At 72.7% G+C, this 23806-nt stretch carries 17 protein-coding genes and 1 pseudogene; 13 read left to right on the top strand and 5 right to left on the bottom strand.

Annotated features, from left to right (window positions below; all coding sequences use genetic code 11):
• The first annotated feature begins 8 nt into the window (after window positions 1-8).
• From OG247_RS38420 to OG247_RS38375, 10 genes are all read left to right on the top strand, one after another.
• On the top strand, window positions 9-1355 hold the full coding sequence (locus tag OG247_RS38420) for a sugar ABC transporter substrate-binding protein (protein WP_327256585.1): 1347 nt from the start codon (window positions 9-11) through the stop codon (window positions 1353-1355).
• Window positions 1355-2239 carry a carbohydrate ABC transporter permease gene (locus OG247_RS38415; protein ID WP_327256584.1) on the top strand — a complete coding sequence of 295 codons (885 nt, stop codon included), beginning with the start codon at window positions 1355-1357 and terminating at the stop codon, window positions 2237-2239. Before OG247_RS38420 ends, OG247_RS38415 begins: the two co-directional genes overlap by 1 nt.
• Window positions 2236-3084, top strand: coding sequence for a carbohydrate ABC transporter permease (locus tag OG247_RS38410; RefSeq protein ID WP_327256583.1), 849 nt, complete (start codon window positions 2236-2238; stop codon window positions 3082-3084). Before OG247_RS38415 ends, OG247_RS38410 begins: the two co-directional genes overlap by 4 nt.
• Before the next feature lie 32 nt (window positions 3085-3116).
• Window positions 3117-4133, top strand: coding sequence for a 5-dehydro-4-deoxyglucarate dehydratase (locus OG247_RS38405; protein ID WP_327256582.1), 1017 nt, complete (start codon window positions 3117-3119; stop codon window positions 4131-4133).
• Window positions 4133-5401, top strand: a complete 1269-nt coding sequence (locus OG247_RS38400; RefSeq protein WP_327256581.1) for a glucarate dehydratase family protein — start codon at window positions 4133-4135, stop codon at window positions 5399-5401. The genes OG247_RS38405 and OG247_RS38400 overlap by 1 nt, the downstream gene beginning before the upstream one ends.
• Entirely contained in the window at window positions 5395-6543 is a 1149-nt protein-coding gene (locus OG247_RS38395; RefSeq protein WP_327256580.1) for a hypothetical protein, read from the top strand. The genes OG247_RS38400 and OG247_RS38395 overlap by 7 nt, the downstream gene beginning before the upstream one ends.
• Window positions 6540-7352, top strand: a complete 813-nt coding sequence (locus OG247_RS38390; RefSeq protein ID WP_327256579.1) for an NAD-dependent epimerase/dehydratase family protein — start codon at window positions 6540-6542, stop codon at window positions 7350-7352. The genes OG247_RS38395 and OG247_RS38390 overlap by 4 nt, the downstream gene beginning before the upstream one ends.
• A 121-nt stretch (window positions 7353-7473) precedes the next feature.
• The gene (locus OG247_RS38385; protein ID WP_327256578.1) at window positions 7474-13281 is read left to right on the top strand and encodes a hypothetical protein; all 5808 of its coding nucleotides are present in this window, start codon (window positions 7474-7476) and stop codon (window positions 13279-13281) included.
• 38 nt (window positions 13282-13319) lie between these two features.
• A complete protein-coding gene (locus OG247_RS38380; RefSeq protein ID WP_327256577.1) occupies window positions 13320-14759 on the top strand; it encodes a hypothetical protein in 1440 nt (479 codons plus the stop codon).
• Between the two features lie 160 nt (window positions 14760-14919).
• On the top strand, window positions 14920-16014 hold the full coding sequence (locus tag OG247_RS38375; protein ID WP_327256576.1) for a hypothetical protein: 1095 nt from the start codon (window positions 14920-14922) through the stop codon (window positions 16012-16014).
• A gap of 191 nt (window positions 16015-16205) precedes the next feature.
• On the opposite strand, the pseudogene OG247_RS38370 reads toward OG247_RS38375, so the two are convergent.
• The 4 genes and pseudogenes from OG247_RS38370 to OG247_RS38355 form a co-directional block, all read right to left on the bottom strand.
• Window positions 16206-16590 (bottom strand): annotated as a pseudogene (locus tag OG247_RS38370) (ATP-binding cassette domain-containing protein); the annotation flags it as partial.
• Complete coding sequence (locus OG247_RS38365; RefSeq protein ID WP_327256575.1) at window positions 16518-16772, bottom strand: hypothetical protein; 255 nt, start codon at window positions 16770-16772, stop codon at window positions 16518-16520. The pseudogene OG247_RS38370 and the gene OG247_RS38365, both read right to left, overlap by 73 nt.
• Before the next feature lie 224 nt (window positions 16773-16996).
• Window positions 16997-17545 carry a GNAT family N-acetyltransferase gene (locus OG247_RS38360; protein ID WP_327256574.1) on the bottom strand — a complete coding sequence of 183 codons (549 nt, stop codon included), beginning with the start codon at window positions 17543-17545 and terminating at the stop codon, window positions 16997-16999.
• Window positions 17546-18314: 769 nt separating this feature from the next.
• Entirely contained in the window at window positions 18315-18518 is a 204-nt protein-coding gene (locus tag OG247_RS38355; RefSeq protein WP_114041062.1) for a cold-shock protein, read from the bottom strand.
• 311 nt (window positions 18519-18829) lie between these two features.
• On the opposite strand from OG247_RS38355, the gene OG247_RS38350 reads away from it, so the two are divergent.
• Window positions 18830-20938, top strand: a complete 2109-nt coding sequence (locus OG247_RS38350; protein WP_327256573.1) for a SpoIIE family protein phosphatase — start codon at window positions 18830-18832, stop codon at window positions 20936-20938.
• On the opposite strand, the gene OG247_RS38345 is transcribed toward OG247_RS38350, so the two are convergent.
• The gene (locus tag OG247_RS38345; RefSeq protein WP_327256572.1) at window positions 20939-21637 is read right to left on the bottom strand and encodes a substrate-binding domain-containing protein; all 699 of its coding nucleotides are present in this window, start codon (window positions 21635-21637) and stop codon (window positions 20939-20941) included.
• A gap of 74 nt (window positions 21638-21711) precedes the next feature.
• On the opposite strand from OG247_RS38345, the gene OG247_RS38340 reads away from it, so the two are divergent.
• Window positions 21712-22479, top strand: a complete 768-nt coding sequence (locus OG247_RS38340) for an IclR family transcriptional regulator (RefSeq protein ID WP_327256571.1) — start codon at window positions 21712-21714, stop codon at window positions 22477-22479.
• 103 nt (window positions 22480-22582) lie between these two features.
• Complete coding sequence (locus OG247_RS38335) at window positions 22583-23794, top strand: 4-hydroxybenzoate 3-monooxygenase (protein ID WP_327256570.1); 1212 nt, start codon at window positions 22583-22585, stop codon at window positions 23792-23794.
• Window positions 23795-23806: the final 12 nt, after the last annotated feature.

Genomic DNA, 23806 nt, shown 5'->3' with positions numbered 1-23806 from the left:
ATCATCCGATGCATCGCAGAGCCGCATCCACCACCCTGGCCGCCTCTCTGGCCGCCCTCCTCGCCCTGACCACCCTCACCGCCTGCGGCGGGGACTCCGGCGCCGACGCCTCCGGCGGTGGTGACGACAAGGCGCCGCTGGAGATCTGGGTCCGCAAGCCGCCCGGCTCACCGACCGAGAAGACCCACAAGGACCTGGCCGCGGCCTTCACCAAGGCCACCGGCATCGAGGCCAAGGTCACCGCCCTGTTCGACGACTTCGAGACCAAGCTCCAGCAGGCCGCCGCGCAGAAGAAGCTCCCGGATCTGATCGTCAACGACACCGCTCAGCTCGGCACCCTGGTCAAGCAGGGCCTGGTCCGCGAGGTGCGGAAGTCGGAGATCCAGGGCGGCGAGCAGCTGATACCCAGCTCCTGGGAGGCGGCCGAGGCCGCCGACGGCAAGTACTACGGCGTGCCGTTCTCCGCCCAGACCTTCGCGCTCTTCGTCCGCAAGGACTGGCGGGAGAAGCTCGGCATCGCGCCCCCCGCCGACTGGGACCAGCTCGACGCGCTGGCCGCCGCCTTCACCACCGGGGATCCGGACGCCAACGGCAAGGCCGACACCTACGGTTACGTCATCCCCGGCACCACCAAGCGCGGCTACCTGGACTGGTACTTCTCCAGCTTCCTGTGGTCGGCGGGCGGCGACTACTTCACCGGCACGGGCAAGGACCTGAAGCCGGCCGTCGACGGTCCGGGCGCCCTGCTGGCGGCCCGGCGGCTCAAGGACCAGTTCTGCGCCGCCAAGAGCGTCGTCCCGGGCGCGGTGACCACCGAAACCACCCAGGCCCACCCGCTGTTCGAGTCCGGCAAGGGCGGCATCTACCTCACCGGCCCCTACAACATGGCCCGCTTCGACAAGGCGCTCGGCAAGGACGCGTACGAGATCCTGCCGCTGCCGGCCGGACCGGGCGGCAAGAGCTCCGTACTCGCCGAGGGCGAGAACACGTACCTGATGGCCGGCTCCGGGAACCCCAAGGGGCAGGTGAAGTACGCCGAGTTCCTCATCGGCGCCGAGGGGCAGACCGCCGGCATGGCCGGGGACACCGCGGGCAATGTGGTCCGGCTGCCCGTCAATCCTTCCGTCAAGCTGTCCGCGGTACGCCAGGACACCCGCTGGCAGGTCTTCGACAAGGTGTACCGCGAGTCCGGCCGCTACTCCCCCGTCGTGAAGGACTGGACGCCCTTCCGCCAGGCGTCCGCCGAGGCCCTCAACGGCATGGTGGCCGACTGCGGTTCACACCCCGAGGCCGTTCTCGGCAAGCTCGCCGGCGCCTTCTCCACGGAGCTCGAGAAGCAGGGAGCGGGGTCCTGATGCGGCTGCCGGGGCGGGGACGGGCGACTCCCTGGCTGTTCCTCGCCCCGGCGCTGCTGCTGTTCGCGCTCTTCAAGTTCCTGCCGATGTGGCGGGCGGTCGAGATGAGCTTCCACGAGGTCCGCCCCTACCTGGGCGACCGGTGGGTGGGCGGGGCCAACTACACGCAGGTGGTCACGGACGAGGCCTTCCTCGCCGCCATCGGGCACACGGTCGTGCTGGCGATCGGGCAGACCGGTGGCTCCGTACTGCTCGGGCTGGTGCTCGCACTGCTCCTGGAGGGCACGGCCCGCCGGCTGTGGATCATCCGGACGGCCGTGTTCCTGCCGACGGTGACCGCGATGGCGGTGGTCGCCGAGGTGTGGCGGATCCTCTACCACCCGGCAGCCGACGGCGCGGTCAACACCCTGCTCGGGTGGCTGGGGGTGGGGCCCTCACAGTTCCTCAACGATCCGGACAGCGCCCTGTGGTCGGTCATGGCGGTCGGCGTGTGGCGCGGAGCCCCCTACGACATGATGATCTTCCTCGCGGCGCTCGCCGGAGTCGACCGGACCCTCTACGAGGCCGCGGCCGCCGACGGCGCCGGGGTGCCGCGCAGGCTGTGGCACGTCACCCTGCCCGCCCTGCGCCCGGCCTTCACCATCCTGTTCACCCTCGCGGCGATCCGCTCCCTGCGGGTCTTCACCGAGATCTTCCTGCTCACCAACGGCGGACCCGACGGCTCCACCGAGGTACTCATGACGCTGATCTACAAGCTCGGCCTGGAGCGGAACGAGCTGGGCGTCGCCGCCGCCGGGTCGATGGTTCTGCTCGCGGCCTCGGTCACCCTGACGCTCGCCGTCCGGCTGGCCCGGACCGGAACCGGGAAGGGGGCGACCCGGTGAGCCGCCTCGACACCGCGCTCGGCCTGGAGGAGCGGCGCGGACCGGCCGCGGTCATCGGCAAGGTGGTGCTGTACGCGTCGCTCGTGACGGTCTTCGCCGGTCCGCTGCTCGCCCTGCTGGCCAGCGCCTTCAACCACACCACCGACCCCACCTCGCTGACCCTGCTGCCGACCCGGCCGACACTGGAGAACTTCCGGGCGGCCTTCGAACGCGACGTACTGCTGTACCTGCTCAACTCCCTCCTCGTGGTGGGCGGCGGACTGCTGCTCCAGATCGGGGTCAGCATCTCGGCCGCGTACGCCCTGGCCCGCAAGCGCTTCCCCGGGCTACGGCTGGTCCTGCTGCTGATCCTCTCCACGATGATGCTGCCCGAGGAGATCCTCGCCATCCCGCTGTCCCTGGTCCTCTCGGACCTGTCCCTGACCGGAAGCCTCTGGGGAATGATCGTCCCGGTCGGGGCCTGGGCCTTCTCGATCCTGGTCACCGCGGAGTTCATGAAGGAGATCCCGGTCGAGCTGGAGGAAGCCGCCCGCCTCGACGGGGCGGGCGACCTCCGGATCTTCTGGTCGGTGATCCTGCCGCTGTGCCGCCCGGCGCTCGGGGTCATCGGCATCTTCGGCTTCACCATGATCTGGGACCAGTACATGCTCCCGCTGCTCGTCGCCACCGACGCCGGGCAGTTCACCCTGCCGCTCGCACTGCGCACCCTGCGCGCCGACGAACAGGTCGGCGTGGGGGTCCTGCTCGCCTCCGCACTGCTCGCCCTGCTGCCCAGCGTCATCGCCTTCCTCGTCATGCAACGGCAGTTCATGCGCGGCCTGACCTCCGGCGCCGTCAAGGGCTGACCCGCCCTCCCACCCACTCCCAAGGGGAACTCATGCGCCTGCACGGGCTGCTGTCCTTTCCGCTGACCCCGTTCACCGGCACCGACGAGCACGACCGGCACCACGAGCACGCCGGCGAAGACGACCGAGGCGGCCACGACGGCCTCGCCGCTCAGGCCGCTCACGACGCCCACGACGACAAGGTCGACCTGGCCGTCTTCGCCGCACACCTGGAGCAGCAGATCGCCGCCGGTCCCGCCGGCCTCTTCGTGGCCTGCGGCACCGGTGAGTTCACCGCGCTGTCGCCCGACGAGTACCGCGAGGTGGTCGCCACCGCCGTACGGGTGGCCGCCGGCCGGCTGCCGGTCGTGGCCGGCTGCGGCGGCGGGCCGCGGATGGCCCGCGAGTTCGCCGTGACCGCCGCCGAATGCGGGGCCGACGGGCTGCTGTTGCTGCCGCCGTACCTCATCGCCTCCACGCCCGCCGGGCTCGTCGGCCACATCCGCTACGTCGCCTCCGGCACCGAACTGCCCATCACCGTCTACCAGCGGGCCAACGCCGTCCTCGACGAGGCCGCCGCCCTGGCGCTGCTCGACATCCCCACCGTCACCGGGATCAAGGACGGCCGGGGCGATGTGGACGCCATGCTCCGGCTGGTCACCGCCATCCGCACCAGCGGCCACCCGCGCGCCGCCGAGTTCGGCTTCCTCAACGGCCTGCCCACGGCGGAGCTGTCCGTCCAGGCGTACGCGGCCATCGGCGTGGAGTGCTACTCCTCGGCCGTCCTCTGCTTCGCCCCCGACATCGCCACCGCCTTCCACCGCGCGGTGCGCGCCGGTGACTCCGAGGCGGTGCGGGTGCTGCTCGCCGAGTTCTACCTGCCCTTCGTCGCTCTGCGCGACGCCGCCCCGGGCTACGCCGTCTCCCTGGTCAAAGCGGGTGCCCGGCTGGCCGGGCTGGCCATGGGCCCCGTCCGGCCGCCACTCGTGGACGCCTCCCCCGAACACGAGCGGGAGCTGGCCGGCATCATCGCCCGGGGCCGGGCCGCGCTCGCCGGGCTGGCGGTGTGATGCGGACCGCCGAGATCGCCGCGATCGCCGAGATCACTGAGGTCACGGTCACCCCGGTGGCGTTCCCCGACCCGCCACTGCTCAACTCCGCCGGGGTGCACCAGCCGTGGGCGCTGCGGACGATCGTGGAACTGCGCTGCGGGGACGGCTTGGTCGGGCTCGGCGAGACGTACGGGGACGCGCCGCACCTCGCCCTGCTCCGGGCGGCGGGCCCGGCCCTGGTGGGGCTGGACCCGTACGACACCCACGGGCTGTTGCGCCGGATCCGGGCCGTCCTGGGCGATGCCGACACCCCGGACCGGCACGGGCTGACCGGTGGGTCCAGCCCGCAGAAGACCACCCTGCGGGTGCTCAGCCCCTTCGAGGTGGCCTGCCTGGACCTCCAGGGACAGCTCGCCGGGCGGCCGGTCGTCGATCTGCTGGGCGGCCGGGTGCGGGACCGGGTGCCGTACGCGGCGTACCTCTTCTACAAGTGGGCCGGCTCCGATCCGTACGGGGAGGCACTCGACCCCGACGGCCTCGTCGCGCAGGCCCGGGCCATGGTGGAGACGTACGGGTTCCGCTCGATCAAACTCAAGGGCGGGGTCCGGCCGCCGGGCGAGGAGATCGAGGCGGTCCGGGCCCTGCGGGACGCCTTCCCGGAGCACCCCCTGCGACTGGATCCCAACCAGGCCTGGAGTGTGGAGACTTCCGTGAAGGTGGCCGCGCGGACCGCCGGCCTTCTGGAGTACCTGGAGGATCCGACGCCCGGGATCCCCGGCATGGCGGAGGTGGCCCGCTCGGCTTCCATGCCGCTGGCCACCAACATGGTCGTGGTGGGGCCGGGAGACATCCCGGAGGGCTTCGGGCGGCGCGCGGCCGGCGTGGTGCTGGCCGACCACCACTACTGGGGCGGACTCCGCAAGTCGGCCGAACTGGCCGCCGTCTGCGGGATGTTCGGCGTAGGGGTGTCCATGCACTCCAACAGCCACCTCGGCATCAGCCTGGCCGCGATGACCCACCTCGGCGCCTCGCTCCCGGAGTTGGCCTACGCGGCGGACACCCACACCCCCTGGCAGTGCGGGGTGGACGTGCTCACCGAACCGCTGGAGATCACGGACGGCTCGGTGGCGGTCCCCGACCGGCCGGGCCTCGGGGTGCGGCTGGATCCCGACGCCCTGGCCCGGCTGCACGAGAACTACCTGCGCTGCGGCGTCCGGGAGCGCGACGACACCGCGTACATGCGGACCTTCGACCCCTCCTACGAGAAGAGGCGCCCCCGATGGTGAACACCGTCGACCCGACGGTTTCGGCTCACGCCTACCCCTGGGACGTTCTGGGCGACCCCGCCTTCGCGGACCGGGTGAGGGCCGCCGGGATCGACTCCGTCACGCTGGCGGTGACCTACCACTCCACCCGGGCCGCCACCCCCCTCCACCCCGAGCGCCGCTTCGTGCACGCCCGCCACGCGGCCCTCTACCGGCCGGTCCGGCCCGGACCGTGGCGCGGACGGCGGCTCGTGCCGGCGGGCGCCGACTGGGTGGACGGACCCGATCCGGCCGGGGCCGCCCTGGCCGCCCTGGCCGCCGAGGGCATCCCGGTCAGCGCGTGGCTGGTGCTCGCCCACAACAGCCGGCTCGGCATCCTGCACCCCGCCCTCGCCGTCACCAACTGCTTCGGTGAGCCCTACCCCTACGCGCTCTGCCCGGGGAACCGGGAGGTACGGGAGTTCTGCGCGACCCTCGCGGCCGAGGCGCTGCACGGGCTGCCTCCGGGCGCCGTGCACGCGGTGTCGCTGGAGTCCGCCGGTCAGCTCGGGGCGGTGCACGCGGGGTGCCACGAGAAGACCGACGGCGCCTACCCGGCGGCGGTGCTGCGGGCCCTGTCCGTGTGCTGCTGCGGCGCGTGCCGGGACGGATGGCGGCAGGCCGGCCTGGACGCGGACGAGGTGCTCGTCCTGCTGCGGCGGACGGCGCACACCGATGGACCCGGCCTCCCGCGGGAGGTGGCGGACGTACTGCTGCGGATCCGGCACGCGGCGGCGGACGCGCTGCGCGGGGCGGTGCTGGCCGCCGTGCGCGAGACCCTCCCCGAGGCGTCCGTCACCTTGCACGCGCATCCCGACCCGTGGGCCACCGGCCCCTCGCCGGGCCTCACGGACCGGGCCGCGGCGGAGGTGGACTCCCTGCTGGTGCCCTGCTGGCCGACCGGGCCCGCGACCGCGGAACTGGTCCGCCGGGCCGCCGGGCACGGGCTGCCGGTGGACGCGTACGTCACCGCCCAGCCGCCGGCCGACCCCGCCCTGCTGCCCGGCCACGTACGGCGGCTGCGCGCCGCCGGGGCGAGCCGGCTGAGCCTGTACCACCTCGGCCTGCTGCCCGAGGGGCGGCTGCCGCTACTGGCCGATCTGGCAAAGGAGTTCCGCTCGTGAACCAGCCCCGCACCCTCCTCCTCACCGGCGCCGCGGGTGGCATCGGCGCCTTCCTGCGCACGAGCCTGCCCGGCTACGGCTACACGCTGCGCCTCGCGGACCTGAGGCCGGTCGAGGGATCCGACGGCGCCGGGTCCCTGGTCTTCGACCTGGCCGACGCGGACGCGGTGCGCGCCGCGGTCCGGGGGGTCGACGCGGTCGTGCACCTCGGCGGAATCTCCCTGGAGGACCGCTTCGAGGCCGTCCTCGAAGCCAATGTCCGCGGGACGTACCACCTCTACGAGGCGGTGCGCGCGGAAGGCGTGCGCCGGGTCGTGTTCGCCAGCAGCAACCACGCCGTCGGGTACGTGCCGCTCGGCGGGGAGACCCCGATAGGGAGCGCGATCCCCACCCGGCCGGACACGTACTACGGGCTGTCGAAGGCCTTCGGGGAGAACCTCGCCTCCCTGTACGCCGACAAGTACGGGGTGGAGACCGTCTCGATCCGGATCGGGTCCTGCTTCGCCGAGCCCCGCACGGTGCGGATGCTGGCCACCTGGCTCAGCCCCGCCGACTGCGCCCGCCTGATCCACGCCGCGCTGACCGCGCCCGGGGTCGGCCACACCGTGGTGAACGGGATCAGCGCCAACACCCGCGCCTGGTGGGACCTCACGGCGGCCCGCGCCCTGGGCTACGAGCCCCGCGACGACGCGGAGGTACACGCCCGGGCACTGCTCGCCACGCACGGCGACCTCCCTCCGGACCACGTGGACGCACGCTACGTCGGCGGCTCCTTCACCCTGTCCGAACCGCAACAGCGGCCGCGATGAGGGAGGCCGCTCCACGGGAGGGATCCCCACAGGAACGGCGGCCTCCCCTCGGTTTGCACCGAAGCTGCCGAATCCGCCGGAAACCCCGTGCGGCCGCCCGTGCCTCTGGCAAGATCCCTCCATGTACACCAAGGGGGACGGACTCCACGCCTGGGTGACCGGGCTGGACGACCGCGCGCTCCGAGAACTGCTCATGATTCCGGGCATGTTGGCTCACATACCGGGGATCGGCGCCACAGTGAAGGGTCCGACGCCGCGTCTGCGGCGCCGGGAGGTCCTGGCGGCGCGTACGTGGCTGAGCCGCACGACTCCGGGCAACCTCGCGGCGATCGCGCACTACGCGTCGGACTGGACGAGGCACCGGTGGGACCGGTGTTACGGGCATCCGGCAGAGCAGCTCTCGGCGCCCGCCGCGGAAGACCTTCGGCAGATGCTGGGTGAGATCGATCCGGTGCTCGCGCAGATCACCTTGTACGACCTCTCCGACAGGCCCGTCGCCGACGGCGGGCTGGTCGGGGACCGCTGGGACGACCTGTGGGCCGCGGCCTCGGCTCCCAAGGCGCCGTGCAGGTGCGAGCGGGGCGAGGGGCCGTGCCGTCCGGCGGACGGCACCGATACCGGATCCGATACCGGATCCGATACCGGATCCGACGTGTACGGGGAAGCAGTCGAGACGGATGCCGTGCGAGGGGAAGGGGGCGACCCGTTGACCGGGGGGATCACCGAGGAACAGTTGCTCGCGTCACGACGCGTGCTGAGCGAGCGGTCGGCGGAACTGGGCCGGGCACTGGAGGCGGCGGGCGGACAGGTCCGGGCGGGAAGGGCCGTTCCGGACCTGCTGGCCGAGCAGTTGGACGCATGGCAGCAGGCGCGGTCCGTGATCGCCGGCGGGCTCGCCGTCAGCGGCCGGGAGTGGTCCGCGGATGCCGGGTTCGCCGAACTCGACGAGATCGTGCAGGAGCTGAGGGACGCGGCGGCAGAGCACGCCGAGGAACTGCTCAGGTTGGAAGAGGACCTCGAGGGGCTCCGCGCCCTGCTGGCCAAGGCCGCACCCGACGCGCCGCACCGCATTCCGCTGCAGCAGTCACTGACCATGGTGGAGACGCGCATGGGCGAACTCGTGGCGGCGGGGGCGCAGGCGTCCCGGCCCGTCGCGGCGCCGCCGGACGTCGCCCCGCCCGCCCCCGTGTCCGCACCGGATCGGGCCCCCGAACCGGTCGCGGAAGCCGAACCGGTCGCGGAAGCCGGCCCGGCTGAGGAGCCGAAGCCGGCTCTCGAGGCGGAGCGGAATCCCGCACCCGACCTGCTTCCCGATCCGGACGTCGAGGCCGCCCCCGATGCGGAGCAGTCCCGGGCTCTGAAGGCCGAGCCCGGACCTGCCGCAGCACCGACCGCGGAATCCGCCCCGGCGCCCGAGCCGGAGGCAGCCCCCGAGACGGTCCTGAAGGCCGGAGCCGGGCCACGCGCGGCGGAGGTGCCGGCCCCGCGGCCGGACCAGCCCGTCACGGATGCCCCGGATGCCTCGGACACCGTGCTGGACACGGCGGCCCCGGACCTCGTCGCGGCCGCGACGGCGAAGCCGTACTTCCTGCCCTGGGAGCCGCCGACGACGACCGGCGGCGGCGAGGCCCCGGTGGCCCGGCTGATCGCCCAGGGCCGCTTCCAGGAGGCGTACTGGACGACGGCCGGCTCGGCGGAACCCCCGCACCGCGGCGCCTGCCTCGCCTTCGCCGAGGCGGCCTTCGCCTGCGGCGACGAGGAGGAGGCCGTCGCCGTGATGACCGGCTTCGACCCGGAGATCCAGCTGCTCCAGGCGGACCGGCCGGCCCTGGTGCTCGCCGCCGTGGCCTCCCTGCGGGCCGGTCTGCTGGCCGGCTGGCCCAACGACCTCCTGATCCAGACGGACCTCTCCTCCGCCGTGCCCGGGAACTGGGGCAAGCTCCTGGAACGGGCCGTCGACGCGCTGCGCCGCTACCACCGGCTCGACCTCGGTGCGACCCGCCTGACCACCGACGGCATCCCGGGACTCACCCCCGACCAGCTCTCCTCCGAGGCCGCCGAACTGCGGGACGCACTGCGCCGCCAGCGCATCGGCTACACCCGCGCGACCCACGTCAGAACCCGGCTGATCGGCTCGGACCAGCCCCTGGGCAAGGCCCTGGACGGAGTCAGCGCCTGGGCGTCCGGCACCGCCGGGGCGGCCGACCTCGACCGGATCTGGGAGCTCTTCCGCAAGCGCGGCTCAGCGGAACGCATGATCGAGGAGGCCGACGCCGAGATCCGCACGCCGAAGCAGGCGAAGGAACCGATCGAGGCCGCCGCCAAACGCGCTCTGCTGCGCAGCATCGAGCAGGTGTCCGACCTGTTGTCCCGCGCCCGGGCCCTGGCCGCCCCCGCCGTCGACGAACGAGCGGACACCACCACCGCCCTGCGGCACGCCCTGGACCAGGTACGCGACGAATCGCCCCCGCCCGGCGTCGAAGGGGCCGCGCTGCTGCGGCTGCGCACCTGGCTGCTGGGGGGAGACCGGTCGCCCGGCACCGCCGTCCCGGCGCGCGACCCGGACGCCGTGCGCGTGACGGACCAGCCCGGTACGGAGGCCCTGCTCGCGGCGCCGGAGCTCCCGCGGTCGGCCGAGGGCGTGCCCCGGCCGGAGGAGGAGGGCTTCGGCGGGGCGGTGCTCACGCTGCTGGAGCCCGTCGATGCCCGCGCGGTGCTCCGGAGGTACTTCGACCGGGGCGACCTGCATCTCGCCGACGCACTGGTCTCGGCGCTGGAACAGGACCGCGTCCCCGCCCTCCCGGCGGGCCTCGACGCCGTGCCGCGCGACTGGCGCCAGCTGCGCGACCCCGAGTGGGCGCGCTGGACGGCCGTTCACCGCAAGGCTCACGCCGAAGCGTTCACCCTCCTCGCCGAACTGCGGACCCAGCAGCTCGACATGCAGACGGAGCGCAAACTCGTCGGCCGCCTCGAGGAGCTGCGCCGGCCCGAACCGGAAGGCGCGTTCGGCCACGCCTGCACCGGCATCACCGCCCTCGAGGGCGAGATGCGGGCGAAGGTCCGGGAGTACGTGGAACACCTCCACGAGAGCCTGGCCGCGCTGAAGCCCACGACCGAGGAGCAGCAACGCCTGACCTCGCTGCTCGACGCGGGGGACACGGTCACCGCCGAGGAGTGCCTGGCGCTGCTGCGCGAGGGCAAGCCCCTCCCCGACTGGAGCGGTACGGACTCGGGGGCGGAGCTGGACCGCTTCACCGCCGGCATCGAGCTCTCCGGGGTGCGCAAGGCCGCCGGCGCCCAGGGCTACTCCGCCCGCTTCTGGGCCGACTTCTACCTGGACGGGGAGCCCCTCACCGAGGGCGCGCGGAGCGGGCTGGAGTCGTGGGACTCCCTGTGCCGCCCGGCCACCCGGGGTTCGGAGTGGCAGCGGCACATCCCGTCGGTCCTGCGCGTACTCGGGCTGGAATGCTCACAAACGCCCGTCCGGGACCAGCAGCACGAGGTGCGCGGTGTTCTGCGGCTCAGCGCCCGGGCGCGGGCGAGCGAGACGGCTCCCGGTTACGTGGCCGCTCTCGGGTCGGCCGCGTCCTCGTACACGATCCTCGTGGTCTCCGACGAGCAACGCGGCCGCAGCCCGCTGGAACTGCTGGACAGCAGTGACTCCGGGGCGTGTCTGATCCTCTATCTGTACCCGCTCGGTCTGAACGGGCGCCGGGAGATGGCGGCCCGCGCACGCACCGCCTCCTCCCAGCAGGCGCTGGTGGTGGACCCGGCCGTGTTCGGCTGGGTGGCGGCACGCTCCCCGCGATCCTTCCGGGCCACTCAGCGGGTGACCCTGCCCTGGACCGCCTACAACCCGTACACGCCGTTCGTGGCCGGGCTCGTACCGCCGGAGGTCTTCTACGGCCGGCAGGAGGAAATCGCCGCCGTCACCGATCCGCTCGGCGCTCTGTTCCTCTACGGCGGGCGCCAGTTGGGCAAGTCCGCTCTGCTGCGCAAGGTGCAGGCGTCCTTCCCGGGCACCCCCGGTCGCAAGGCCATCTACGTCGACCTCAAGGCGCGCGGGGTCGGCGAGGCCGAGCCGGCCGAACGCATCTGGGCGGTGCTCGAGGACGAGCTGAAGCGCGTGGGCGTGCTGGGCGAGGCCCCGGATTCCGGCCGCACCCCGGACGCGCTGCTCGCCAGGGTGGAGAAGTGGCTGGAGGAGAGTCACGACCGGCGGGTGCTGGTCCTCGCCGACGAGGCCGACGCCTTCCTGACCGCGGACTCCAAGGCCGTCCGCGGGCGGGGCGGGGAGGCCACCTTCTCCAACGTGCTGCGGCTGAAGGGGCTGATGGACCGCACCGACCGCCGATTCAAGATCGTGTTCGCGGGTCTGCACCAGGTCCAGCGCTTCAGCCACCTCTCCAACGTGCCCCTGACGCACGGTGGTCCGGATGTACTGATCAGCACCCTGAAGCCGGCCGAGGCCCAGCGCCTCGTCGTCGAGCCGATGGCGGCCTTCGGGTACCGCTTCGAGCGGCCCGAGCTGGTGTGGCGCGTGCTCGCCGCGACCAACTACCAGGCGTGCCTGGTCCAGATCTTCTGCGAGCGGCTCGTCGCGGCCCTCCGCGGGAAGCCGCTGGCCTCGGCGCAGTGGCCGATCACGGTCACGGACGAGGACGTCCGGTCCGTGACGGGATCCGCCCAGGTCCACCGGCACATCGCCGAGCGGCTGCGGATCACCATCAACCTCGAGGACCGCTACCGGGTCCTCGCCCTGGTGATCGCGTTGCGCAGCCAGGAGGACCGCTACCGGTACGGCTACGACGCCGACGAGCTGCTGAGAGCGGCCAAGGACCGCTGGCGGGAGGGGTTCAGCTCGCTCACCGCGACCGACGTACGGATCTATCTGGACGAGATGGTCGGCCTGGGCCTGCTCATCCAACTGGCCGACGCGCGCCTGTACGCCGTCCGCAGCCCGAATGTCGTCAGCATGCTGGGAACCCGAGAGGATCTCGAACTCGAGCTGCGCCAGACGGAGTTCGATCTCCCCTACGACTACAACCCGCGCTTCTCGCGGCGTTTCGTCGGGTCGGACCCCGAGGGCATCGCCCGCTACAGTCCGCTGACGGAGCACCAGTTGCACCTGGTGACGGCGCCCGGGGTGGCCGCGGTCTGTCTGACCCAGGCCCACGGTCCCGCCCTGGTGAAGGCTGCGGTGCGCTCGTACTCCACCGCGCGCGGCTTGGAATTCCGGGAGACGGCCCCCGGGGCCCTGCCCAAGGCCCTGACGAAGGATGTGGACGGTCGCCCGATCCTGATCCTGGCCGACGTCCGGGGTCGCGGGTCCGTCGAGGTGGCGGACTGGGCAAAGGCCCTGCACGCCCACACCTCCTTGCCGGAGGGCGGGGCACCCCATCGGACGGCCGTCCTTCTCGTGGATCCGGACGAGCACGGCCAAGTGGAGGAGCTCATCACCAGTGTGGTGCATCCCGAGCGGTGGACCGCGGACAGTCTCCGCGCCTGGCCGGAGTGTCCGTTCGACACCCCGGACAAGCGGCGCCGGGTCATCGAACTCACCGGTGGATGGCCCCACATGCTGGAGCGGACCGTGCACCGCATCACGCGGGAGGGCTCCACGCTCGAGGCAGCTCTGGAGGATGCCCGGGACTTCATCGGGCAGACCGAATTCGCCCGGGCGCACCTGAAGCGGGTCGGACTCGACACCTGCCTGACGGAAGTGCTGACCGAGTGGAGCCAGTACGTGAATCCCGGCGAGGGATGCACGTACGCCGACATCTCGTCCGTCACCGGAATGCGGATCGAGGAGGTCGGAGCCCTCGTGGGGCGGCTGCTCGACCACGGTGTCCTGGACGACGGACCGGAAGGCTGCTCACTGGACCGGATCACCTTCCGGGCGCTCCAGCTCCTGGCGGACCCTTCGTGATTCCCGCCCCTGAACCGGATGTGACCGCCGGAACCTCCGTGACCGCACTGCCCGGAGTGCGGCTGTGGATGCGAAGGCTGCTGGCCGACCTGCGGTCGGGGCGGAGCTGCCTCTGCCTTTTCCCGCAGACCCAGTTGACCGGGGAACCGGCCGCCGTCGAGGACGTGCTGAACGAGCTCCTCCACGAACTGGCCGACTTCGTCCTCGTGCCCGCACCCGGCGACGACGCGGCGCGCGGGAGCCTTGCCGCGGCCCCGCCGGTTCCCCTGCCTTCGAGCCCGTGGGGCGGCGGCCTGGACCCGATCCTGGACTACGACGACGGCCTGTCGGCCTTCTCGGCCGTGCGGACGAGGAGCGCGGCGGTGCCGGGGGCGCGGGCCCCGGCACCGGACGGCCCGCCGGAGGGAGCCACCTTCCACGACTTGGCCGACAGGATCGTCAAGGAGCTGGGCGACAGGGCCTCGGACCAGAACCAGGGGCACACCGGGGTCGAGGGACTGCTCGACCGCCTCACCGCCGCCCCGGGCGGCCCCGGTGCGACCCGGGTGATCCTGGTGCGCGGTTGGCAGGAACCGGCTCCGACGGCGGCGACCGAACTGCTGCGCCGGCTGTCCGCCACCGTCAAGGCGGCCGGCCTGCCTCCCGAACGGCGCCCCCGGCTGCTCGTACTGGCCACGTCGGCGGGGCTGCCCGTGGAACTGCCGGAGCAGATCGCGCGCGAGGACATCGGCGTGCACTGGTGGTGGGGCGCCCTGGGCCGGCTGGACACCGCCACCGTGGTCGCCATGGCCCGGCCCCTCCCGTCCGGCCCGGCCGCCCGCCACCAGCTCCTCGAAGCGGTGGCGCAGGCCACCGTGGTCGAGGTGTGCGGGCCCTTCCTCGACCTCGCCGCGCGGCTGGCGGTGGAGTGGGACGGACTCCCGGATAGTCTTCCCGCGCAATTGCGGCTGCTCACAGGCGGCCGCGTACCCGAGCGGACCGCCGGGCCCGAGCGGAGCTCCGTACCCGGGCCGACCTCCGTACCCGAGCCGCGGAGGTCGGAACCCATCGCGGCCCTGCTCCATCCGAACGCCTCGCTGCGCCCCGAATGGGACCTGGGCAGGCTGGACCGGTGGGACGGACGGCTGCGCCACCGCCCCGGCGGCGCGGCCGAGCACGAGCACAGCGTGCGCACCCGCATCTGGCTGGCCCAGAATCACGCCTTGCTGCCCCTGCTCGACGAGGCCCGTGAGCAGTTCACCGAGGTGATCGGCGTCCGCTCGCGCCTCCCCCGGCCCGAACTCGCCGCCCTCTACGGCCAGCAGGCCGAAATGGAACTCGGGGTGATGTGGCACGCCCACCTGCAGGGCCACGTACGGCTCACGCAGCCGGAGGCCAACCGGCTGCGGACCCTGCGGGTGTCCCGCAACAAACTCGCGCACCGCACCGCGCTCGACAACACCGCTCTGGAGGGCCTGGTGCACGTACTGTGCTCCTGAAAATCCGGGCACGTTTCTTCGTGTCGCGGTCGGGGCAGGGCTCGGGCGTCGTGCCGTTCCCGCCGCCCGGGGGATCAACAGGGGTGGGCGGGTGCGTCCGGCGCCGTGTCAGTCCGAGAAGACAGGGGAGATCTTCTTGATACCCGTGGTGGTTTCCGCGATGTTATCCGTGATGGTGGCGCCCTCCGCGCTCTCCGCGCCCTCCGGCGTCGCCGTCTCGATGTACGAACTGCCGCTCCTGGCAGGCCATTCCAGTAGTTCGGCCCAGGCGATGAACGACGCCGGGGACGTCGTGGGGCTCTCGCTGGACGAGAACGAGGAGGGTTACCTCGTACGGTGGGGCGCCGACGGCTCCCTCACCCGCCTGCAGGCCGTCTCCGGAGGTTCGGGCGGGCAGGCGGTCAAGATCGTCGAGGACGGCACCGTGGCCGGCTTCACCGCCACGGCGGACGGCGTGCGCCATGCCGCCCGTTGGGACGCGTCGGGCGCCCTCACCCGGCTCCAGGAACCGCCGGGCTACGTCGACGGCGAAGCCCAGGACATCAACGACGCCCACGTCGCCGTGGGGCGTCTGTCGACGGCCGGGCGCACGCGCCCGGTGCGCTGGGGCGCGGACGGCCGGGCGACCGTACTGCGCCTGCCCGCCAGGGCTGAGGGGGGCGTGGCCACCGGGATCAACAAGCGGGGAGAGATCGCCGGCCACGTGTTCGTGCCGGGCGAGAAGACCCGGGCCGTGCGCTGGGACACAGCGGGCCGTGTCCACGATCTCGGCTCGCTCGGGGGCTCGTACAGCGAGCCGGCCGCGATCAACGACCGCGGCACGGTGATCGGCCGGGCGACCGACGGGGCCGGGGAGTGGAAGGCCGTCCGCGCCCCGCGCGGGAAGAGGTTCGAGGCCCTGCCGTCGCAGGGGATCGGCGCGCGGTCCGTGAGCGTCAACAACTCCGACGTCGTCGTCGGGAACGTCAAGGACCATGCCGTGAGGTGGGACGGAAACGACACCACCGAACTCGAGGTGCTGCCCGGCACGGGCCGGGTCTTCGTCAACGGGATCAACGACGCGGGGACCGGCGTCGGCACCTCCGACGAGCGTGCCGTGACATGGGACCCACGGGGGCGGGTCACCGCCCTTCCCCTTCCCGCCGGCATCGACACGACCCAGCCGCTCGCGATCAACGCGAGCGGGAACGTCGCGGCTGACGTGGGCAGTTCGAGGAGCTGGCCGGTCCGCTGGCGCGCCGTCGTCTGGCGGTAGCCGGCGCGGCGCCCGACCTCCCGCCGCTGCCCGCCCGGCCGGGACCACCCGTGCGGTGGTCCCGGTCCGGCCCCGGCGGGCACTTCTTGACGATCACGTGAACGTTCACGATCTTTCTGCCGCGTGCGGGACCGATCGGGTTCTCCTTGCCCGAGGTGACGTGGACTTCCGTCCGTCACCGGTACGCCATCGCCGTTCGGTGGCGAGGTCGAGCGCTGCGGTCGCCTCGTCGAGCAACAGGATGTCGGGGTCGACGAGTTCGGCCCGGGCGAGGGCGAGCAGCTGGCGCTGGCCCGAGGAGAGGCCGCGTCCGCGTTCCCCGATCTGCGTGAGGTACCCGTGCGCGGGCGTGGCCACCATCTCGTGGGCTCCGACGGCCCGGGCCGCCGCCTCCACCTCCGTGTCGCTCGCCTCGGGGCGTCCGTAGGCGATGGCGTCGCGGACACTGCCGCCGAACAGGTGCGGCTCCTGCGGGACGATGCCCAGTCGGCGCCGGTAGTCCGTCAGGTCGAGTTCGCGCAGGTCGTGGCCGTCGACGCGGACGGTTCCGGAGGCCGGATCGTAGAAGCGGGCGAGTGGGCATCGGTGTCTTCCGGACGGTCCGAGGTGGACAGCGGGGACCGGAAGAGGGCCGAGCGGGCGCGCAGTTCGGCCGGTGTGCCGATGTCGGTGATCCGGCCGCCGTCCATCAGCGCGACGTGGTCGGCGAGCTCGAGGGTGGACTCGCGGGGGGCGACGATGAGGCGCCCCGCCCGCAACCGCGAGGGCGAAAATCCACGGCGAACACCGGGTGACGGGCCGCCCCGCCGGCGGCCGCCGGGGGCGTCACCCGGGGCCGGCCGACACTACATCGGCATGAGTTGTACATGTTACTCGCGCCGTACGAGGGACCGCGGCGGCCCTCCTCCGGCGAGGCCGTGGCGCACACGGCCTCCCGGCCGGCGATCGGTGGTCTCGCGGACCCGCGCCGTCGAGCACGAGCTCAACCGGGCGGCAAGGCCGAGGACCACACGCCGAACCACTGCTCGGCGCCGTACTCCTCGAACCGCTCCAGCTCAGTGAACCCCAGCTTCGCCGCGAGACGCATCGAGCGGTCGTTGGCCGTTTGGGTGCAGAGCACCACCCGCTCGCCGGGAAGCGCGTCGGCGAGCCAGTCGAGTGCCGCCGCGCACGCCTCGGCGGCGTACCCGCGTCCCCATGCTCCGGGCAGCAGCATGTAGCCGAGTTCGGCCTCGCCGCCATCGGGGCGAAGGCGCCCCGGACGGTCTGCGTCGCGCCGATCGAGCGATACCGTGCCGATCATCTCTCCGTCGAGATCGATCACGAAAACGCCGGGTCGCCGCCCGGGCACCTCAGGCACCGCGCGTTCGAGTTCATCACGCGGTCGAGGGCCGCCCAGGTAGGTGCGCACCTCCGGCAAGGCGAACAGCTCGATGAACGCGGCACGGTCCCGGGCCTCGGAAACGCGGAGCACGAGCCGCTCGGTCCGTATCGGGTCAGGTGGCCAAGTGACGGGTCCAAGATCAGTCATGGCGGGCAACCTATCGTTCGAGGAGCACGACGACCGGTGTTCCCGGCCACTCGGATTCCCATACGGTGCACCGGAACCGGCCCGAGGCGGTGGACCCCGCAGGTCTTCGGCGCCACCGCCTCGGGCGAGAAGTACAGCCAGGACCTTCGACGATCAGTCGCACCGGCCGCACAGGTACTCGCGCGGCAAGGAGGACCGGGGATGGGCCACCCCCGGCACGGGGGCCCACCGGCCGCGGTGCGCCCGGTGCGACGGCGGACCGTACGGCGACTGCCAGGCCGGCCGGTCGCTTCGGCCCGAGGCGGCCGGGTCGCGGAGCCAGGCGTCGAGGAGCTTGTGGTGCGCGTTGACAAGGAGGTCGCCGTGCACCCGGAAGCGCCCGGAAGGGCACCTGTGGCAACGGCGGAGAACGATCGGCAGGCAGGTGGGAACGACCACCCGGGTTCGGGACATGGAGATACACCGGTTCCAGTGAGAAGACCGCAGCGGAAAGGAGCGCGGCGCACGGGTGCGACGCGCGACGGTTCAGCGCTCGGGGTGTCTCACTTGGTGTACAACGGCACGTCCTTGCCGGGGCGACTGCGGGCGGGAGCACGCTAACGGCCCACGGGAGCACGGGTCCACTGGTTTTCGGGCGCGGGTGGCGACGCAAGGTCCATCCGTCGGACTTCGGGCCAAACGAAAGCCCGGCCGGCACACCGTGCCGGCCGGGCTGTCATACAGCGGCGCCCGCTGTTACCGCGGCGCGCCCGCTATGAGGAGGTGAGCCTCAGGCGGGGGTGATGTTCTCCGCCTGGGGGCCCTTCTGGCCCTGGGTGACGTCGAAGTTCACCTTCTGGCCCTCCTGGAGCTCACGGAAGCCCTGAGCGGCGATGTTCGAGTAGTGGGCGAAGACGTCCGGGCCGCCACCCTCCTGCTCGATGAAGCCGAAGCCCTTTTCCGAGTTGAACCACTTCACGGTTCCGGTGGCCATGTGTCCTCCAAAGGACTAGAAACCGGTCCCGCACCATGCGGGAGCCGGAGGTGATCGCCCTGGTCCTCAGAGACTGTGAACAGCAAAATCGCCCGTGAAAGGTGCACTCACGGGCGACCGGTACTTCGGAACCATGACAGCTGCAGCTGACGCTACACGCACAGTCGCGCTCGCACCACGAGAACGCCTGTCCCGCTTGCCAGGACTGCCGACCGGATCGGGCGGGGGGAGGATGAGAGGAGCGCTTCCGGGCCTGTGAGGGGCTGGATCTCCGGCTCCGGGGCCCGCCGCACCGGTGAAGGAGGTCGGCCATGGTCACGACCGAGGCGTCCCGGGCCGGCCCCGGCCCGGTGAGAGTCGTTCCCTCCGAGCCCGGAGGTCTCCTGGACATACTGAGCGTGGCCGCGGTGGTCCTGGACACCGGGGGCCGGATCACCTTGTGGAGCCCTCAGGCTCAGGAGCTGTTCGGCTGGTCGGCCGAGGAGGCGCTGGGCAGCCACGCGGCGAAGCTGCTGGTCGCCGACGAGTACGTCGGCCTGGTCCTCGAACTGTTCGCCAAGGTCATGGCCGGGGGCGGCACCTGGGCGGGCGTCTTCCCCGTGCGGCACAAGGACGGCTCCACGCGGCTGGTGGAATTCCGCAACATGCGGCTGCAGGACGAGGACGGCGGCGTCTACGCCCTGGGGATCGCCTGCGACGAGACCGTCCTGCGGGGCGTGGAGCGCGACCTCGCGCTTTCGGTGCCGCTGGTGGCGCAGTCACCGCTCGGGCTGGCCGTGCTGGACACCGACCTGCGCTACGTCTTGATCAATCCGATGCTGGTGCGGATCAACGGCCTGCCGGCCGAGGAGCATCTGGGCCGTACGCCCCGGGAGGCATTGCCGTTCCTGGACACCGACGTGATCGAGGCCTCCATGCGCCAGGTCCTGGACACCGGCACGCCGCTGCTGGACCAGTACGGCGTCGGCCGTACTCCCGCCGATCCGGGCCGGGACCACGCCTGGTCGGGCTCGTACTACAGGCTGGAGGACCCCCGCGGGCGGGTGATCGGTGTTGCCCTCGTGGTGGTGGACGTCACCGACAGCTACCGCGCGGCCGAAGAGGCCGCCGAGGCCCGCAGGCGCCTGGACCTCATCGCCCGGGCGTCGGTGGCCGTCGGCACCACCCTCGACCTGGAACGCACGGCCCGCGAGCTCGCCGGCCTCGTCGTGACCGACCTGGCCGACCTCGCCTCGGTCGACGTACTCGACTCCGCCCTGGAAGGCAGTGCGGCCACGGCGCCCGGCCCCGGTACGAAACCCCTCTTCATGGCCCTGGCCGTCGCGGCGGCGTACGAGACGGACGCGCTCCGTGCCGCCGACCCGGTGGGCGAGCGCACCACGTATCCGGCGGAGCGCCTGGTCACCCACTGCGTGAGCACCGGGCGCCCCGTCCTGGTGCCGCGCACCACCGCCCGGGACCTGGGGCGCATCGCGCGCGACGACGCCTCCGCCGAGCTCCTCGCCCAGGAGGGCGCGCACTCCTACCTGGCCGTACCGCTGACGGCCCGCGGACAGGTCCTCGGAGCCCTCGGACTCCTGCGCACCCGCAATCCGCTCCCCTTCGACCACGACGACGTCACCCTGGCCGGCGAGCTGGCCACCCGCGCCGCCATCGCCATCGACAACGCCCGCTGGTACCAGCACGCCGCCGACACCGCCCTGACCCTCCAGCGCCATCTCCTCCCCCACCCTCCGCCCCGGTCCGCGGGCCTCCAGATCGCCTACCGCTACGAGCCGGCGGCAGCGGCCAGCGGCATCGGCGGCGACTGGTTCGACGCGATCCCCCAGCCCAAGGACAAGACCGCTCTCGTGGTCGGCGACGTCATGGGGCACGGTGTCCACGCCGCCGCCACCATGGGACAACTGCGCACGGCCACCCGCACCCTGGCCGACCTCGGCCTCGCCCCGGCCCGGGTCCTGCGCCACCTCGACCACATCACCGCCGAACTCGACGGGACCATGGCGACCTGCGTCTACGCCACCTGGGACCCGCACCGTTCCCGTTGCCGCGTCGCGCTCGCCGGCCACCCGCCACCCGTGGTGATCCGGTCGGGGCGGGCCCCCGAGTTGCTGGACCTTCCCGTCGGGGTGCCGCTCGGCACGGGCGGCCTCGGCGACGCCGACTTCGAGACCACCGCCCTCGACCTGTCGCCCGGAGACCGGCTGGTCCTGTACACCGACGGCCTCGTCGAAACCCGCGACGCCGCTCTGGGCGACCGCCTCGACCTGCTCCTGCGCCTCCTCGCCGATCCCGGTCTCTCCCCCGAGGCAACCTGCGACCGGCTCCTGTCCGCCCTGCGCCACGCCGACGCCACCGATGACGTCGCGCTCGTCATCGCCCACGTCCGACCCCACCCGCCCTGCTCGCCGGCGGACTGATCACTGGTCCGCGAAGGCCCGCATGCCCTTGGCGCGGGCGGTCTTCCACGCCGGGCCGGAGCCGAGGAAGTCGAGGACTGCGCGGGCACGGTCCGGCCGGGAGGAGACGGCCAGGACTCCCCCGCAGAACGTCGAGCTGATCGCGTGCTCGCCCGGCAGCGGGCCGGCCACGACGACGCCCGGCAGGTCCATCAGCTCGCTGTGCTGCTGGAAGGCCAGATCCGCCCGGCCGGACGAGAGCAGGCTGCCCGCGGGCACCCCCGGTGGCGCCTGGACGAGCCGGTCCCCCAGTGCGCCGGCGAGGTCCAGCCGGGTGATCAGTCCGACGAGGGCCGTACCGCTGGGGCCCGTGGAGTAGGCGATCCGCTTCGCCGACAGCAGCACGGCCCGCAGGTCGGATTCGGAGCGCAGTGCCGGGACCGGTGTCCCCTGCGGCACCGCGGCGACGACCTGCGAGACCCACAGCGGGCGCAGCGAATCACCGAGGACGTACCCCTCGTCGGCCAGCCCGGCCAGCGCCTCCTCCGCGAGCACGAGCACGTCGGACTCGGCGCCCGCGCGCACCCGCCGCGCGATCTCGACGCCACCCGCGGAATCGAAGCGCACCGCGAGCCCTTCGGCGCGCCGGATGTGTTCGGTGAGCTCGGCGAGTACGGGCCGCGTCGCCATCGAGGACAGCCCGGAGATCTCTTGGTCCACGTCTCCTCCTTGGTGTCCGGCAGATGGTACGGCGGACCGGGGGGGGCTCGAGACGGGTCTGCGAGACTGACCGCGTGAGCACAACCCGGAACACCGCGGCCGGAAAGGTCCTTCTCGTCCTGTCGGCCTTCGACCGCGAACACCCGTCGCAGACCCTGTCGGAGATCGCCCAGCGGACGGGTCTGGCCCTCAGCACCACCCACCGCGTGGTGGCGGAGCTCGCGGCGTGGGGGGCTCTGGAACGGGTCGAGGACGGGTCGTGGCACGTCGGGCTGAGGCTCTGGGAGATCGCCTCCGGTTGCCCGCGTACCCAGATCCTCCGGGACACCGCCCTGCCGTTCATGCAGGACCTCTACGAGGCGACGCACGAGAACATCCAGCTCGCGGTGCGCGAGGGCCTGGAGCTCGTGTTCGTGGAACGGATCGCCGGGCACCGGTCGGTGCGGCTGCTGACGATGGTCGGGAGCCGCTTCCCCATCGGTTCCACCGGAATGGGCCGGGTGCTGTTGGCGCACGCCCCGCGGGAGATCCAGGAGGAGGTCCTGGAGGCGCCGTTGCGGTCCTGGACCCCGCACACCGTCACGGATCCGAAGACGCTGCGCGCCCAGCTGGACGTCATCCGCCGCGAGCAGGTCTTCGTCAGCGACCGGCAGCTCTCCGAGGACACGGTCGCGGTGGCCGCGCCCGTGCGGATCGGCCGGACCGGGCCCGTCAGCGCCGCCCTGGGGATCGTCGTGGCGGCGCGTAGTGCGAACCATGCGCGGGGACTTCGGGAACCGCTGCTCAGGGCGGCGTACGCGATCTCCGACGAGCTCGGCCGGCGGGCCCGCACGGCGGACTGACGCCGGAGGGGCTTCCGCCTGGCGGAAACACCGGCGACCGGCACGGGCTCCGGCTGCCAACGTTCGGGGTGTCCGGAACGTTCGCAGCCGCTCAGGAGATGCCATGGCCGAAGCCCCCGTCGACACCGTTGCCTCGGTACCCGTCGCCGTCATCGGGGCCGGTCCGGCCGGCCTGATGCTGGCGCACCTGCTCGGGCGGGCGGGAGTCGAGGCGATCGTGGTCGACGTCCGCTCCCGCCACGAGATCGAGACGACGCAGCGGGCGGGCATCCTCGAGGCCGGTGCGGCCCGCGACCTGGTCGAGACCGGAGTCGGCGACCGGATCCTGCGCGAGGGCCACGAACACGAGGGCATCGAGCTCCGCTTCGGCGGCCGGCCGCACCGCATCCACTTCAAGGAGCTCGTGGGCGCCTCGGCGTGGCTCTACCCGCAGACCGACGTGTTCGTCGATCTGGCCGATGCCCGGGCCCGCGACGGTGGCACGGTCCATTTCGGGATCAGGGACACCGAGGTCCACGACGTCACCACCAGCGCTCCCCGGGTCCGCTTCACCGCACCGGACGGCGCCCGCCACGAGATCCGGGCCCGGTACGTGGTCGGCGCGGACGGCTCGCGCGGCATGTGCCGCGATCTGGTGCCCGAGGAGCGGCGGGTGCGCTACGGCAAGGAGTATCCCTTCGCGTGGTTCGGCATCCTGGCCGAGGCGCCGACGAGCGCGCCCGAGCTGGTCTACGCCCACTCCGAGCACGGTTTCGCGCTCATCAGCCAGCGCACCGAGAGCGTGCAGCGGATGTACTTCCAGTGCGACCCCCGGGCGTCCGCCGACGACTGGCCGGACGACCGCATCTGGGAGACGCTCCAGGCCCGCGTGGCCGGCCGGGACGGCTTCCGCCTCCATGAGGGGCCGGTCCTGGAGAAGACGGTGCTGCGGTTCCGTTCGTTCGTCCAGGAGCCGATGCGCTGGGGGTCCATGGCCCTGGCGGGCGACGCCGCGCACACCGTGCCGCCGACCGGTGCCCGCGGGCTCAACCTCGCGCTGCACGACGTGAAGGTACTCGCCGACGTGCTACTGAAGGCGCTCGGCGGCGCGGGCGAGGCCGCTCTGGACGACTACCAGCCGCGGGCCCTCCAGCGGATCTGGCGGGCGCAGAACTTCTCCTCCTGGATGACCCGGCTGCTGCACACGGAGCCCGGAGCAACCCCCTTCGACCTGCGGCGCCAGCTCGGCGAGCTCGACAACGTGGTGGGCACCCGCGCCGGGCGCACGTACCTCGCCGAGCAGTACACGGGCTGGCCGGCCGGCTCCTCGGGCTGACCCCGACCACAC

This window comes from Streptomyces sp. NBC_01244, from assembly GCF_035987325.1.
Lineage (GTDB): Bacteria > Actinomycetota > Actinomycetes > Streptomycetales > Streptomycetaceae > Streptomyces.
Note: the sequence above shows the minus strand (reverse complement) of the source record. Positions and strands in the feature narration are given on the sequence as shown.